At 68.1% G+C, this 14118-nt stretch carries 14 protein-coding genes and 1 tRNA gene; 7 read left to right on the forward strand and 8 right to left on the reverse strand.

Annotated elements, in window-relative coordinates; translation table 11 throughout:
- Nucleotides 1-45: 45 nt before the first annotated feature.
- The 6 genes from ACVOKU_RS14935 to ACVOKU_RS14960 form a co-directional block, all read right to left on the reverse strand.
- Nucleotides 46-666, reverse strand: coding sequence for a 50S ribosomal protein L25/general stress protein Ctc (locus ACVOKU_RS14935; RefSeq protein WP_053520288.1), 621 nt, complete (start codon nt 664-666; stop codon nt 46-48).
- 109 nt (nt 667-775) lie between these two features.
- Nucleotides 776-1735 carry a ribose-phosphate diphosphokinase gene (locus ACVOKU_RS14940; RefSeq protein WP_053520289.1) on the reverse strand — a complete coding sequence of 320 codons (960 nt, stop codon included), beginning with the start codon at nt 1733-1735 and terminating at the stop codon, nt 776-778.
- Between the two features lie 138 nt (nt 1736-1873).
- Nucleotides 1874-1950: transfer RNA gene (locus tag ACVOKU_RS14945), tRNA-Gln, on the reverse strand.
- 10 nt (nt 1951-1960) lie between these two features.
- Nucleotides 1961-2830: a 4-(cytidine 5'-diphospho)-2-C-methyl-D-erythritol kinase gene (gene ispE / locus ACVOKU_RS14950; protein ID WP_065175999.1), complete on the reverse strand. Its 870-nt coding sequence runs from the start codon at nt 2828-2830 to the stop codon at nt 1961-1963.
- Nucleotides 2827-3486 carry a lipoprotein insertase outer membrane protein LolB gene (gene lolB / locus ACVOKU_RS14955; RefSeq protein WP_065182863.1) on the reverse strand — a complete coding sequence of 220 codons (660 nt, stop codon included), beginning with the start codon at nt 3484-3486 and terminating at the stop codon, nt 2827-2829. Before lolB ends, ispE begins: the two co-directional genes overlap by 4 nt.
- Nucleotides 3483-5168 (reverse strand): tetratricopeptide repeat protein, encoded by a 1686-nt coding sequence (locus ACVOKU_RS14960; protein WP_481560287.1) that lies wholly within the window; start codon nt 5166-5168, stop codon nt 3483-3485. Before ACVOKU_RS14960 ends, lolB begins: the two co-directional genes overlap by 4 nt.
- 63 nt (nt 5169-5231) lie before the next feature.
- Here ACVOKU_RS14960 and hemA point away from each other — a divergent pair, with 63 nt between their 5' ends.
- The 4 genes from hemA to ppk2 are packed head-to-tail and all read left to right on the forward strand — an operon-like array spanning nt 5232 to nt 10116.
- Nucleotides 5232-6515 carry a glutamyl-tRNA reductase gene (hemA, locus tag ACVOKU_RS14965; protein WP_053520284.1) on the forward strand — a complete coding sequence of 428 codons (1284 nt, stop codon included), beginning with the start codon at nt 5232-5234 and terminating at the stop codon, nt 6513-6515.
- Nucleotides 6493-7575, forward strand: a complete 1083-nt coding sequence (prfA, locus tag ACVOKU_RS14970) for a peptide chain release factor 1 (RefSeq protein ID WP_481560288.1) — start codon at nt 6493-6495, stop codon at nt 7573-7575. Before hemA ends, prfA begins: the two co-directional genes overlap by 23 nt.
- Nucleotides 7576-7580: 5 nt before the next feature.
- Nucleotides 7581-9287, forward strand: a complete 1707-nt coding sequence (locus ACVOKU_RS14975) for an O-linked N-acetylglucosamine transferase, SPINDLY family protein (protein WP_481560289.1) — start codon at nt 7581-7583, stop codon at nt 9285-9287.
- A 46-nt stretch (nt 9288-9333) separates the two neighbouring features.
- A complete protein-coding gene (gene ppk2, locus ACVOKU_RS14980) occupies nt 9334-10116 on the forward strand; it encodes a polyphosphate kinase 2 (RefSeq protein ID WP_481560290.1) in 783 nt (260 codons plus the stop codon).
- Nucleotides 10117-10651: 535 nt separating this feature from the next.
- Here ppk2 and ACVOKU_RS14985 read toward each other — a convergent pair.
- The gene (locus ACVOKU_RS14985; RefSeq protein ID WP_481560291.1) at nt 10652-11227 is read right to left on the reverse strand and encodes a TlpA family protein disulfide reductase; all 576 of its coding nucleotides are present in this window, start codon (nt 11225-11227) and stop codon (nt 10652-10654) included.
- Nucleotides 11224-12498: a YihY family inner membrane protein gene (locus ACVOKU_RS14990; protein ID WP_053519156.1), complete on the reverse strand. Its 1275-nt coding sequence runs from the start codon at nt 12496-12498 to the stop codon at nt 11224-11226. Before ACVOKU_RS14990 ends, ACVOKU_RS14985 begins: the two co-directional genes overlap by 4 nt.
- A 77-nt stretch (nt 12499-12575) precedes the next feature.
- On the opposite strand from ACVOKU_RS14990, the gene wrbA reads away from it, so the two are divergent.
- The 3 genes from wrbA to ACVOKU_RS15005 all read left to right on the forward strand — a co-directional run bounded on the left by wrbA (nt 12576) and on the right by ACVOKU_RS15005 (nt 14066).
- Entirely contained in the window at nt 12576-13169 is a 594-nt protein-coding gene (gene wrbA, locus ACVOKU_RS14995; RefSeq protein ID WP_053519154.1) for an NAD(P)H:quinone oxidoreductase, read from the forward strand.
- Nucleotides 13166-13501 carry a DUF2069 domain-containing protein gene (locus ACVOKU_RS15000; RefSeq protein WP_053519152.1) on the forward strand — a complete coding sequence of 112 codons (336 nt, stop codon included), beginning with the start codon at nt 13166-13168 and terminating at the stop codon, nt 13499-13501. Before wrbA ends, ACVOKU_RS15000 begins: the two co-directional genes overlap by 4 nt.
- 79 nt (nt 13502-13580) lie before the next feature.
- Entirely contained in the window at nt 13581-14066 is a 486-nt protein-coding gene (locus ACVOKU_RS15005) for an asparaginase domain-containing protein (protein WP_053519164.1), read from the forward strand.
- The last annotated feature ends 52 nt before the right edge of the window (nt 14067-14118 follow it).

A 14118-nucleotide genomic window follows, 5' to 3' on the forward strand; every position in this document is an offset into this window, starting at 1 on the left:
GTAGATGCCGGTGCGGCGCCTGCCGGAGCAGGCGCCGCGGGGGCATTACTCGGCGGCCGGTGCTTCTTCAGCGTCGGCAGCGTCTTCCTTGCCGTGCTTGGCGGTGACGATCGCGTCGTCGTGGTCCTTGCCCAGCGCCAGGGCCGGGATTTCCACGCCCTTCGGCAGCTTGATGTTGGACAGGTACACCACGTCGCCAGCAGCCAGGTCGGCCAGGTCGACTTCGATCGACTCCGGCAGGTCCTTCGGCAGGCAGCTGATGGTCACTTCCTTCAGTTCGTGGGTGACCACGACGTCGGCAGCCTTGCCGGCCGGCGAGGTGTCTTCGTTGATGAAGTGCAGCGGGACCGAAGCGGTCAGGGCTTCGTTCTCGTTCACGCGCTGGAAGTCCAGGTGCATGATCAGCTGCTTGTACGGATGGCGCTGCATGTCACGCAGCAGGACCTTCTGCACCTGGCCGTCCAGGTTCAGGTCCAGGATCGAGGCATAGAACCACTCGTTCTGCTGGGCCAGCCAGATTTCGTTGTGGTCCAGGCTGATGGCGACCGGCTCGGCGTTGCCGCCGTACACGATGGCCGGGATCACACCGGCGTGACGCAGGCGGCGGCTCGCACCCTTACGCTGCAGTTCACGCTTGGTGACCTTGATTTCATGGGTCTTCGACATTTTCGACTACTCAGGTTGTTGCCTTGCCCTGCGGCTTGGCGATTGAAGATGCTTCCGCGACCAGAAGCATCCGGGGAAGTCCTTGCCGTTGCCGGCAGGGACGAAAAACTCAGTCGACGTACAGCGAGCTGACCGACTCGCCGAAGGCGATGCGGCGCATCGTTTCGGCCAGCATCTCCGCCACGCTCAGCTGGCGGATCTTGCTGCACACCCGCGCTGCGTCCTTCAGCGGGATGGTATCGGTCACCACCAGCTCGTCGAGCTGGGAATTGGTGATGTTGTCCACCGCCGGGCCCGACAGCACCGCGTGGGTGCAGTAGGCGGCGACCTTGAGCGCACCGCGCGCCTTCAGGGCAGCGGCAGCGGCGCACAAGGTGCCGGCGGTGTCGACGATGTCATCGACCATCACGCAGGTCTTGCCTTCGACGTCACCGATGATGTTCATCACGGTGGAGACGTTGGCACGCGGACGGCGCTTGTCGATGATCGCCAGGTCGGCATCATCCAGGCGCTTGGCCACGGCACGGGCGCGGACCACGCCGCCCACGTCCGGCGACACCACGATCAGGTTTTCCGTGCCGTAGGCGCGCCAGATGTCGGCCAGCAGCAGCGGGGAGGCATAAACGTTGTCGACCGGAATATCAAAGAAGCCCTGGATCTGGTCGGCGTGCAGGTCGACCGTCAGCACGCGATCAGCGCCAGCGGTGCTGAACATCTTCGCCGCCAGCTTGGCGGTGATCGGCACGCGCGAGGAACGCATGCGGCGATCCTGGCGCGAGTAACCGAAGTACGGCACCACGGCGGTCACGCTGTTCACCGATGCGCGCTTGAGCGCGTCGATCAGCACCAGCAGTTCCATCAGGTTTTCCGCACTCGGCGCGCAGGTCGGCTGGATCACGAACACGTCCTGCTTGCGGACGTTCTCTTCGATCTCCACCTGCACTTCTCCATCGGAGAAATGCGAGACCAGCGCCTTGCCCGGGCGAACCCCCAGTTCCTTGCAGATGTTCTGCGCCAGACGTTTGTTGGCGTTGCCGGAAAAGACCAGCAGGTTCGGGGACTCTTGCATCATGATTGTCTCGGGCGGGGACGAGTGGCGGGGATCCGGTGGCGGCAAGGACCACGCCGGACCCTTGCTGCTGACAACACCGCGGTTGTTTCCACGTCCCGCGCGGATGATGCGCTGAAGGCGCGGACACAGCCGCATTGGCAGGGGCGGTAGGATTCGAACCTACGAATGCCAGGATCAAAACCTGGTGCCTTGGGCCTCTTGGCGACGCCCCTGCATTTGAAATCAGTGTTGCTCGAGTGCATCCAGCAGCGGCGAACGCGCAACGCCCGCAGCCACCCTGGCCCGCAACTCCTTCGGCAACTTCGCCCGCCCCTGCTGTGCGGCAGTCTGCGATGCGAATTCGACGAAACAACCACTTCCAGAACCGGTCAGTCGCGCGGTACCGATGTCGCTCAACGCGGCAAGCGCTGCCTCGACGGCAGGCTCGCGGCGGCGCAGCACCGGTTCGAACGCGTTCCCGACCAAGGCCCCGGAAGCGAAGTCCTCTATTTTCGCCACTGGGCTGTCGCGCGTCAAATCCGGGGCTGCGAACAGGACCGGGGTCGGAACATGAACGCCGGGCTCGACCACCACATACCAGGCCGGTGCCAGGGTGATCGGCTGCAGCCGCTCACCCACACCTTCGGCCCAGGCGTTACGGCCACGCACGAACACCGGCACATCCGCGCCCAGGCGCAGGCCCAGCGCGGCCAACGCGTCCTCGTCCAGAGCGGCGTTCCAGAGCCGGTTCAGCGCCACCAGCACGGTGGCAGCGTCGGATGACCCACCGCCGAACCCACCACCGGCCGAAATATGCTTTTCGACGATGATGTCGACACCTTGGTCGATGTTGGCGACCTCTTTCAGCATGCGGGCGGCACGTACGGCCAAATCGTCGGCCTCGTCCACACCCGGCAATCCCTCACCCTGCCGACGTACCTGGCCGTCTTCACGCAGGCGCAGGCCGATGCGGTCCCCCCAATCCAGCAGGCGGAACACGGTCTGCAGCTCGTGATAGCCGTCGGCGCGGCGGCCGGTGATATGAAGGAACAGGTTCAGCTTGGCCGGGGCCGGCCACCAGGACCAGCCCGCATCCTCCGCACCCGCGCTCATGGCGCGCCCTGCCCCCACTGGTCCACCAGCAGGCGAACCTTGGCGTCTCCGCTGCTGGCTTCGATCCGGCGCGGCAGGGACGGGCGCCCGGCCTCGGCGGGGTACCAGTCCAGGTACTGGATCTGCCAGCCCATCTGCTGCATGCGGCGCGGGCGGCCTTCGCCATCACGCTCGACCTTGCCCGCGCCGGCGGGATCGGCAACCGCCAGCCCACGCACCCACTCGGGCAGGGAGTTGACCGGGATTTCCCAGCCCGTGGCCTCCAGCAGCAGCTGCTGCGCGTCCTCGCCTTCACGCGGGCCGCCGGCCAGTCCCTCCAGGCGACCGCCTCCATGCTGGCTGTCGCCGGTCAGCTTCCAGCTCTGCCGGGTCACCGGTGCACTGAGCTCGATCACGTAGCGCCGCCCGGCCTGCTGCCAGTCGATGCGTCCACTGCCACCGTCCTTGCCCTTGCTGACCGCCACCCGGCCCTGGAAGGACCACTCCGGCTGCGCCTGCAGCGCCGCCACCCGCGCGGCTTCGGCCTGTGCCGCTTCCGCCGACACGGTCTCGACCACGGCCGGCGCCGGCGTCTTCTGGGTGCCCAGCGACGTACAGGCGGTCATGGCGACGGTCGCCACTGCCAACAGCAGCGGCCGGAAAAGGGAAACACTCATGGATTGAATTTCTCGCGGGCACGCTGCAGCGCGCGGTTGTCGGGGTCGAGCCTGGCCGCTTCCTCGAAGAAGTGGCGTGCCTCGTCATGCCGGCCGAGCACCCACAGCACTTCGCCGACGTGTGCGGCGATCTCCGGATCCTTGGCCAGGGTCCACGCACGACGCAGCTGCACCAGCGCCTCTTCGTTGCGGCCCAGGCGATACAGCACCCAGCCATAGCTGTCGACGATGGCGGCATTGTCCGGCTCGGCCACGCGGGCACGGTCGATCAGCTCCAGCGCCTCCTGGTAGCGACCGGTGCGATCGGCCAGGGTGTAGCCCAGCGCATTCAGCGCCGGCACGTTCTCCGGCTCGGTGATCAGGATCTTGCGCAGGTCGGCCTCGGCACGGGCAATATCATCACGGCGTTCCCAGGCCAATGCACGCGCGTACAACAGTGCATTCTCGTCCGGGTAAGCGGCCAGACCGCGGGCCAGCGCATCCAGTTCACCTGCATCGTCGCTGGCGCGCTGCCGCAGTTCCGCTTCCAGCAGATAGGCGTCGCGGCGCACCTCGTCGTCCACGCCTGCATCGGACTGGATCGCGTGTACCTCGTCCAGCGCAAGGCTCTGGCGCCCGGCAAGCGCCTGTGCGCTCGCCGCCCGCAGGCGGGCCTCGCTCAGTTCATCGCCGCCCGGCACGCTGTGATACCACTGCACCGCTTCCGGATAACGCTTCAGATACTCCGCAATCTTGCCCAGCAGCAGGCGCTGCGCCGGGTCCGGTTTGGCGGCCTGCCGCGACAGCTCGCTGTACAGGTTGGAAAGGGCCGCCTTGTCTCCCTGCTTGGCCAGCAGCGACGCCCGCATTCCCCAGGTCTGCACGTCCTGCGGCCCTACCGCCAGCACCCGCTCGGCGGCGGCCGGCTGGTTCAGGCTGTCGTAGGCAATGGCCACCGCGTTGCGCAGTTCCGGATCCTGGCGGGTCTTCGGTTCGACCTCGCGCAGCAGCGCCAGCGCGCGATCGGCCTGCCCGGCCTGCTGCAGCTGGCTGGCGCGCAGCAACGCCACGCGCGGCTCTTCCGGAAAGCGCTTGACCACCTCATCGATCATGCGCCGTGCCAGCTCCGGCTTTTCCATCCGCAGCGCCAGGCGGCCGAATTCCTGCCAGGCCTCGATCTTCGGCGGGATGGCGTTGGCATCGACCAGCTCGCCCAGCACCTGCGCCGGCACGGCCGGATCACGTCCACCCCCGACCAGTGCGGCCAGGGCAAACTTCCAGCCGCGGTCATCGCTGTCCTGCAGCAGGCTCTGCAGCTCGCTGCGGGCCGCCTTCACGTCGCCCTGGCGCATCGCCAGCGCACCGGCCGCGCTGCGCATGGCCAGCGACCGTGGCGCGCGCTGCTGCCACAGGGCCAGGCCCTGGGCGGCGCTGGCATCGTCGTTGGCCAGCATGGAAATACGGGTCGCGCGCTCGGCCAGGCCGGCATCGCCGTCGCTGCGCTGGGCGGCCTGCAGGTACCAGCGCGCCGCCTCGGCCAGCTTGCCGGCCTGCAGGGCGAACTCGCCGGCCATCACCGGCTCCAGTGCCAGTTCCTCGGTGGCGGCGCCCCGCGCCGGGGCCTTGGCGGGCGCCGCCGACAGGGCCTGGCTGCACGCCAGGGACAGCAGCAGAACACTGGGGATGCGAATCAATGCGGGCATCGTCGGCATCGGGGCCTTAAAATGTCGTCCAATGGCCAGCAGCTTATCGCAAGCAACTGAACAATGACCCTGTGGGTGCTCGGACTGAATCACCAGACCGCGCCGGTGGAACTGCGCGAACGCGCGGCCTTCGCCGGCGATGCCTTGCCGCGCGCGCTCGGTTCGCTGCGCGACACCCCGCAGATTGCCGAGGCGGTGCTGCTGTCCACCTGCAACCGCACGGAACTGTACGCGGTGGCCGATTCGGCGCAGGCGCTGGACCAGTGGCTGCGCAGCCAGGCCGGCGACCTGCAGGGCTACCTGTACCAGCATGCTGACGCCGACGCCGTGCGCCACCTGTTCCGGGTCGCGACGGGCCTGGACTCGATGGTGCTGGGTGAACCGCAGATCCTGGGCCAGGTGAAGGATGCCTGGTCGACCGCGCGCGACCACGGGCTGCTTGGCCAGCGTCTGGACCGGCTGTTCCAGCAGACGTTCTCCGTGGCCAAGCGTGCGCGCACCGATACCCAGGTCGGCGCCAACCCGGTGTCGGTCGCCTCGGCTGCGGTGCGCCTGGCGCAGAATGCCTTTGCCCGCCTGGATGATTCCACCGTGCTGCTGGTCGGTGCGGGGGAAACCATCGAGCTGGCCGCACGCCACCTCAGCGAAGGCAAGGTGCGGCGGCTGCTGATCGCCAACCGCACGCTCGCCCATGCGCAGGAACTGGCCAGCCGTCATGGCGGCGTGGCCCTGCCGCTGACCGAGCTTGAACGCCATCTGGCCGAGGCCGACATCGTGTTCTCGGCCACCGCCGCACGCGAACCGGTGATCCACCGCGAGACCGTGGCCAATGCACTGCGTGCACGCCGGCACAAGCCGATGCTGCTGTTCGATCTGGCCGTGCCACGCGACATCGAGGCTGAGGTGGGCACGCTCAACGATGCCTTCCTGTACACCGTGGACGATCTGGAACGCGCGGTGGAGGACAATCGACGCGGCCGTCGCGAGGCCGCCGCCGAAGCCGAAGCCATCATCGACCTGCAGGTGTCGCGCTTCGTCGAGACCCTGCAGGCCGGCGCCCACCACGCGCCCCTGCGGCAACTGCGTGCCTTCGGCGACGCCACCCGCGCCGAGCTGCTCGAACGTGCCCGCCAGCAGCTGGCCAACGGCAAGCCGGCCGAAGAGGTCATGGAACTGCTGGCCCACGGCCTGACCAACCGGCTCCTGCACCCCCCGACCGCTGCCTTGCGCGCGGCCGCGCTGAGCGGCGATGCCGATCTGACCCGCGCCGCCGAGCGCCTGTTCCCGGCCACGCCGGGTTACCGCCACCCACCCGTGAGAACCGATGACGCCGACCCTGCGCCGTAAGCTGGAAGCGCTGGCCGAGCGCCGCGAAGAACTGGAACGCCTGCTCGCCGAACCCGACGTGGTCGCCGACAACACCCGTTTCCGCGACCTTTCGCGCGAATTCGCCCAACTTGAACCGGTCGCCACCGCACTGGCCGACGAGGCGCGCGCCAAGGCCGACCTGGCCGCCGCCGAGGGCATGCGCGCCGATCCGGACCTGCGCGAGCTGGCCGATGAGGAAATCGCCTCGGCCCAGGCGCGCCTGCAGGAACTGGAGCAGGAGCTGGCCTTGCTGCTGGTGCCCCGCGACCCACGTGACGAGGGCAATCTGTTCCTGGAAGTCCGCGCCGGTACCGGTGGTGACGAAGCAGCGATCTTCGCCGGCGACCTGTTCCGCATGTACGCGCGCTATGCCGAGCGCCAGGGCTGGAAAGTCGAGATCGAGTCCGACAACCCCGGCGAGCACGGCGGCTACAAGGAAGTGGTGGCGCGCGTGGTCGGCCGTGGCGCCTTCTCGCGGCTGAAATTCGAATCCGGCACGCACCGCGTGCAGCGCGTGCCCGCCACCGAATCGCAGGGCCGCATCCACACCTCGGCGGCTACCGTGGCGATCATTCCGGAAGCGGACGAAGTCGATGACATCGTCATCAACACCGCCGACCTGAAGGTCGACACCTTCCGCTCATCCGGTGCCGGTGGCCAGCACGTCAACAAGACCGAGTCGGCCATCCGCATCACCCACGTGCCGACCGGCGTGGTGGTGGAATGCCAGACCGAACGCAGCCAGCACGCGAACCGCGACAAGGCGATGAAACGCCTGAAGGCGCAGCTGCTCGATGCCGAGCGCCAGCGCCAGGACGCCGCGCAGGCCGAATCGCGCCGCCTGCAGGTCGGCAGTGGCGATCGCAGCCAGCGCATCCGCACCTACAATTTCCCGCAGGGGCGGATCACCGATCATCGCGTGGAAGGCCTGACCCTGTATGACCTGCCCAACATCCTCGCCGGCGATCTGGACCCGCTGCTGCAGCGCCTCAGCCATGAGCACCAGGTGGATGCCCTGGCCCAGCTGTCGGCGGGCTGACGTCGATGTCGGCCTGGCAGCAGCGGCAACAACTGCAGCAGGCGATCGCGCGCCAGCCCGGTGACTTCGTCGCCTGGGTGATGCTGGCCGATCTGGAACTGGAAGCCGGCGACATCGGCGCAGGCGAGCAGGCCGCACGGCGTGCGCTGCAGCTGCGGCCAGACCATCCCGAGGCACTGGCCCGGCTGGGTCGCGTGGCATGGATGGCCGGTGCGCACGCCGACGCTGCAACGCTGCTGGGACAGGCTTCAGCGCGCGCTCCGGAGCATCCCGGCATCGCGCTGTGGCTGGGCCATGCCCTCGAAGATGCCGGCGACCCCGAGGGCGCGGCGGCCGCGTACCGGCGTGCACATGGGCTGATGCCCGACGAACCCTATATCGCCGCCCAGCGACTGGCATGGCAACGCCGCCTGTGCGACTGGCAGGACGTGGAGGCCCTGGCCGCGCAGGTGCGCGGCGCGGTCGCGACCGGGCAGGGCGCGGTCGAGCCCTTTGCCTTCCTCAGCGAAGACGCCAGCGCCGCCGAGCAGCTGGCCTGCGCCCGCACGCGCGCCGCAGCCGTGGCCGCATCGGTGCGGCCGATGCCCGCTGTGAAGGTACGGACGCGAGGAGCCCTGCGGATCGGCTTCCTCTCCAACGGCTTCGGCGCACATCCGACCGGGTTGTTGACCGTTGCCTTGTTCGAGCAGCTGGCCCGGCACCCGGAACTGCAGCTGCATCTGTTCGCACTGAACCGGGACGATGGCAGCCGCATCCGCCAGCGGCTGCAGGCGGCAACCCGGCTGCACGATCTGGCGGGGCGCCGCCATGCCGACATCGCTGCCGCCATCCGTGCACAGGGCATCGACCTGCTGTTCGACCTGCGTGGCTGGGGCGGTGGCGGCGCGCCGGAAGTGCTGGCGCTGCGCCCTGCCCCGCTGCAACTCAACTGGCTGGCCTATCCCGGTACATCCGGCGCACCGTGGCTGGATGCGGTGATCGCCGATGCATTCGTCCTGCCAGCGGCGTTGGCGCCCCACCACAGTGAGCGCGTGGTGTATCTGCCGCGCGCGTTCCAGCCCTCGGACAACACCCGCGCGCTTGAGCCGGTACCGGATCGCGCCGCGTGCGGCCTGCCCGGACACGGCGTGGTGTTCTGCTGCTTCAACAACAGCTACAAGCTCAACCCGCGCAGCATGGGGCGCGCGTTCGCCGTCCTGGCGGCGGTGCCTGGCAGTGTTCTATGGCTGCTGTCCGGCCCCGGCCAGGCCGATGCGCGCCTGCGGGCAGCGGCGCAGGCAGCGGGTCTGGACCCGGCGCGGCTGGTGTTCATGCCCAAGCTGCCGCATCCGCAGTATCTGGCCCGCTATCAGCTGGCCGACCTGTTCCTGGATACGCACCCGTACAACGCGCACACCACGGCCTCCGACGCACTGTGGGCCGGCTGCCCGGTACTCACCTGCCCGGGCGAGACCTTCGCCGCGCGCGTGGCCGGCAGCCTCAACCATCACCTGGGCCTGGCACGGATGAACGTTGCCGACGATGCGGCGTTCATCGCCACCGCCCGCGCGCTCGGCAACGATCCGGCAGCACTGGCCGCTCTGCGCGTCGAACTGGCACAGGCCCGCGCGCGTAGCGGCGTGTTCGACATGGCCGGTTTCGCCCGCGACCTTTCGGCACTGCTGCAGCAGCTGGCGCGCGAGCAGGGCTGGCAGGGCGTCGACGGCGCCTGAGCAGCCGCTGCGCTAGGCTGGGCCCTCCTTCCCGCGCGGCATGACGATGGGCAAGCTCAAACGCAAGGACTACGACGAACTGCTGCTGCCGTTGCAGCTGGAACTGACCGCGATGGCCCGTTGGGTACAGCACAGCGGGCAGCGGTTGCTGGTGCTGTTCGAAGGCCGCGACACCGCCGGCAAGGGCGGCGCGATCCAGGCCATCAGCCAGCACCTCAATCCGCGCCAGTGCCGGGTGGTGGCACTGCCCAAGCCGACCGACCGCGAGGCGACGCAGTGGTACTTCCAGCGCTATGTCGGGCACCTTCCGGCGGCGGGCGAGATCGTGCTGATGGATCGAAGCTGGTACAACCGCGCAGGTGTCGAGCGGGTCATGGGCTACTGCAGCGAGAACGAGTACCAGCAGTTCCTGCGCCAGGCCCCGGTGTTCGAGCAGCTGCTGGTGGATGACGGCATCCTGTTGTTCAAGTACTGGCTGTGCGTGGACCAGGAGCAGCAGGAGAAGCGCTTCGCCGAGCGCCATGTCGATCCCCTGAAGGGCTGGAAGCTGTCACCGGTCGACCTGAAATCACGCAGCAAGTACAGCGCCTATACCGAAGCACGGGAGGCCATGCTGCGTGCCACCCATCGCGACGGTGCGCCGTGGACGCTGGTGGACTTCAACGACCAGCGGCTGGGCAGGCTGACCCTGGTACGCAACCTGCTGGACCGGTTGCCCGACACCCGCGTGGACGCGCCTCTGCCGGAGCTGCCGAAGCTGAAGGGCAAGCTGCATCGCGAGCACTACGATGTGCTGAAGCCGATCGAGGACTTCCCGGTCGAGGAGTAGGGGTTGTCTGCAGGGCCTGCGGCCCTGCACCCGCTACGAGCAACGGCAGCAGCAACGGCAACGGCAACGGCAACGGCAGACATACCGCGGGGTGGCGGGGCGGTGTCGGAGTGCGGGGACGCCGCAAGTACGTCCGTGTAGGCTTGGCAGCCGCATCCATGCGGCTGACACCCCGCACTCCGACACCGCCCCACCTCTGACAGTTTCCCGACATCTGATAGGTCCACGCCATGCGTGATGGAATCTCTCGGATATCGAAATCCAAACTGGGGTCAGATCCGTTTTCCACAGGAAAACGGATCTGACCCAATAGCCGTTCCGACAGATCGCAGGAGACTGTCGAAGGCGGGGTGGGTCCGGTTGCGGGGGTGTCCGCGGCATGGATGCCGCGGCCAAGCCCCCATGGATGGGTTCACGGCGTCCCCCGCAACCGGGTCCACCCCGCCATCCCTCAGGGAACCCGCTTCCGCTTCGTCCGTTGCTGTCGCTCTGGTTCGCAGCGGGTGCAGGGCCGCAGGCCCTGCCTACACACCCACTACTTCGCAGCCGCGATCTGCTTCTCGATGTCGGCCGCCGTAACCGGGCCGAGGAAGCTGTGCGCCACCCGGCCCTGCGGATCGATCAGATGCGTCAGCGGCAGCCCCCGCGGCGTGGCGAAGTCCGCCGGCGGATCGAACGGATCGACGATCACGATCGGATAGGTCACCGGATGCTTGGTCAGGAAGGACTGCATCTCCGGCACCTCGATGTCCTCATAGGCCAGGCCGACCACTTCGATGTTGCTGCGCATGGCGTGCAGCGCGGACAACTCCGGCATCTCCTTGCGGCAGGGTGCGCACCACGTGGCCCAGAAATTCACCACCACCCACTTGCCCCGATGGGCCGCCAGGACGTAATCACTGCCATCGACGGCCTTCATCTTCAATGTGGGGAACTCGGCCGTGACACGCTCGGCCGGCGTGTCCTCAGCCGCAGGCGGTGCCGCCGGTGCGGGAGCCTGCGCCGGTGGCTGGCTGCTGGCCGGGGTCGCGTCCTGCGCAGGCTTGCAGGCCGCCAAGGCAAGCGCCACGGCCAATGGAACTGCCAGCAGCAGCGGAGTCGTGCGGGTCATGGGGTGTCTCCGGAATCGGGATAGATATCGCTGACGCGACGCTTGAGGCGCTCACGCAGAGGCAGGCGCAGTTCATCCAGCGCCGCCAGCGCGGCCTGGCCCAGGCTGTCTTCGCGGTAGGGCAGATGCTGCTCCGCCACCGGGATGCGCAGTTGGGTGCATTCGTACAGATCGGCCAGGCTGACCTGGTCCAGGTCGCGCGCGAGCAGCCACTCACCCCGCTCGTCGCGGCGCAGCAGGCCGATGGCCTCCAGTTTGCAGGCCAGGTCCTGCAGCAGCGAGTCGGTCAGCATCGGCTCCAGCCGCAGGATCTCGTCATCGGCCAGCCCCCTGCCCCGGGCACGCGCCTGGTGGAAGCGGCCGAGCAGGCGCAGCAGCCCATAGAATTCATAGCCCTGCGGCAGGCGCAGCTCGACCGGCTGGTAGCGGAACGCCGCCATCGACGATGCCAGCGATGCGCCCAGCAGCACCGCCACCCAGCACAGATAGATCCACAGCAGCAGGATCGGCACGAACGCGACCGTGCCATAGAGCTTCTGGTAGGACTGGAAACTGCCCAGATAGGCACCGATGCCCCACTTCACCAGCTCCAGGATCACCGCCGCCAGGATCGCGCCGGGGACGGCGTGCCGCCATTTCACCGTATGGTGCGGCACGACCCGGAACATCAGGCTGATGCAGACGAATTCGATCAGCACCGGTGCCAGCCGCAGCGATAGGTCGGCCAGCCAGCGCCCCTCCTGGGTCCCGAACAGCGGCATTGCCAGTACCCGTGCCGACACTGCCAGCGAGGCGGCGGCAAGCATCGCGCCCAGGGTCAGCACGGTCCAGTAGACCAGGAAGCGGGTCAGCTTCGGCCGGGTCGATCCGACCCGCCAGATCTTGTTGAACGTCTCTTCCACGCTGTTGAGGGTGATCAGCAGCGAGACGACCAGGGCGATGAAGCCGGCCGCGGTGAGCTGACCAGCGCTGGCCGAGAACTGCCGCAGGTAGCCTTCGGCAGCACGTGCGGCATTGGGCACGAAGTTGGAGAAGACATAGTCGCTGAGCTGGTCGCTCCAGCGGTCGAATACCGGGAAGGCCGAAAGCACGCCGAACACCACGATCGCCAGCGGAACCAGGGCGAATACCGTGGTGTAGGCCAGTGCGGCGGCCGCCTGGAACAGGCGGTCATCGAGAAAGCGGTGCCACAGGAAGCGGCCGAAGCTGGCGGCACGCGCACGATCGCGCGCGCGTTCCATCCATAGGTTGAGCGTATCCAGAGGTTCCATCGGCGCAAGGGTACCCGATGCGGAATGCACGCAGGATAGCCATACTGGCGTCCACACGATGAGGAGACCTGGGCACGATGGGCGAGATCCTGGTGCTTTACTACAGCCGCGGTGGCTCGGTGGCACGGCTGGCGCGCCAGATCGCGCGGGGAATCGGCGAGGTGCCGGGAATGGTGGCGCGGCTGCGCACGGTGCCGCCGGTGGCGGCCGTGACCCAGACCGCACAGCCGCCGGTGCCCGACGATGGCGCCCCCTACGTGAGCGTGCAGGATCTGGCCGACTGCCAGGGGCTGCTGCTGGGCAGTCCGACGCGGTTCGGCAACATGGCCGCGCCGGTCAAGCACTTCCTCGATGGACTCGGTGCTGAATGGGTCAATGGCACGCTTGCGGGCAAGCCCGCCGGCGTGTTCACCTCGACCGCATCGATGCACGGCGGGCAGGAATCGACCCTGCTGACCATGCAGGTGCCGTTGCTGCATCACGGCTGCCTGATCGTCGGCATTCCGTTCACCGAACCGGGTTTGAGCCATACCACCAGCGGCGGCACGCCCTACGGCGCCAGCCATGTGGCGGGAGCCGCCGATGACCCGCAACCGACCGATGATGAGGCGGTGCTGGCGCGGGCGCTGGGCCGTCGCGTCGCCGATATCGCGCAGCGGCTGGCCCGATGAACGCCGCGCCGCGTACGGTCCTGCTGCTGGCCCTGATGGGTCTGGCCGCGCTGTTTGCAGGCTGGTTCATCAACGACAAGCACTGGCTGGCCACCCAGCTGGTGTTCACCGCGCCGCCACTGGCACTGGCCATCGCACTGCGCCTGGGCTGGCGCAAGGCCGGTTTCTGGGCCTCGGTGCTGGCCCTGGGCTGGTTCAGCCACGGCGTGATGAGCGCCTGGAGCCACCCGGAGACGCGCTGGCTGGCGCTGATCGAGATCGCGCTGGCCCTGCTGGTGATCTTCAGCGCCAGCCTGCCAGGGCTGCGCGCCCGCTTCGGCAAGCGACGCTGACGCTGCGCCTCCCGGGCCGTATCATCTGCGTTCCCGGCCCCGCGCCGCTGCACCTGTCCTGGTTTCGCGCATGCACATGATGGAAGAGCTCCTGGTCGTCACCACCGGTGGCACGATCGACAAGATCTACTTCGACGACAAGTCGGACTACCAGATCGGCGATCCGCAGATCGGCATGATCCTGCGCGAGCTGGGGGTGACGTTCCGCTTCAACGTGATTCCGATCCTGCGCAAGGACTCGCTGCACATCAACGATGAGGACCGCGAGCTGATCCGGGCCACCATCGCGGCGCAGCCGACCCGGCATGTGCTGGTGACCCATGGCACCGATTCGATGGTGCAGACCGGCAAGGTGCTGGCGACGATCGCGGACAAGACCATCGTGATGACCGGCGCGCTCAGTCCGGCGCGTTTCCGCGGTTCGGACGCTGAGTTCAACATCGGCTGCGCGATCGGCGCGGTACAGTCGCTGCCGGCCGGCGTCTACATCGCGATGAACGGGCGGATTTTCGACCCGCAGCACGTGCGCAAGAACGTTGCCGCGAACCGCTTCGAATCGGTTTGAGGAACGGAGTGCCGACCAAGGTCGGCACCCACCACGACGCGGCGGCACGCAC

Source organism: Stenotrophomonas sp. STEN147, assembly GCF_056757995.1.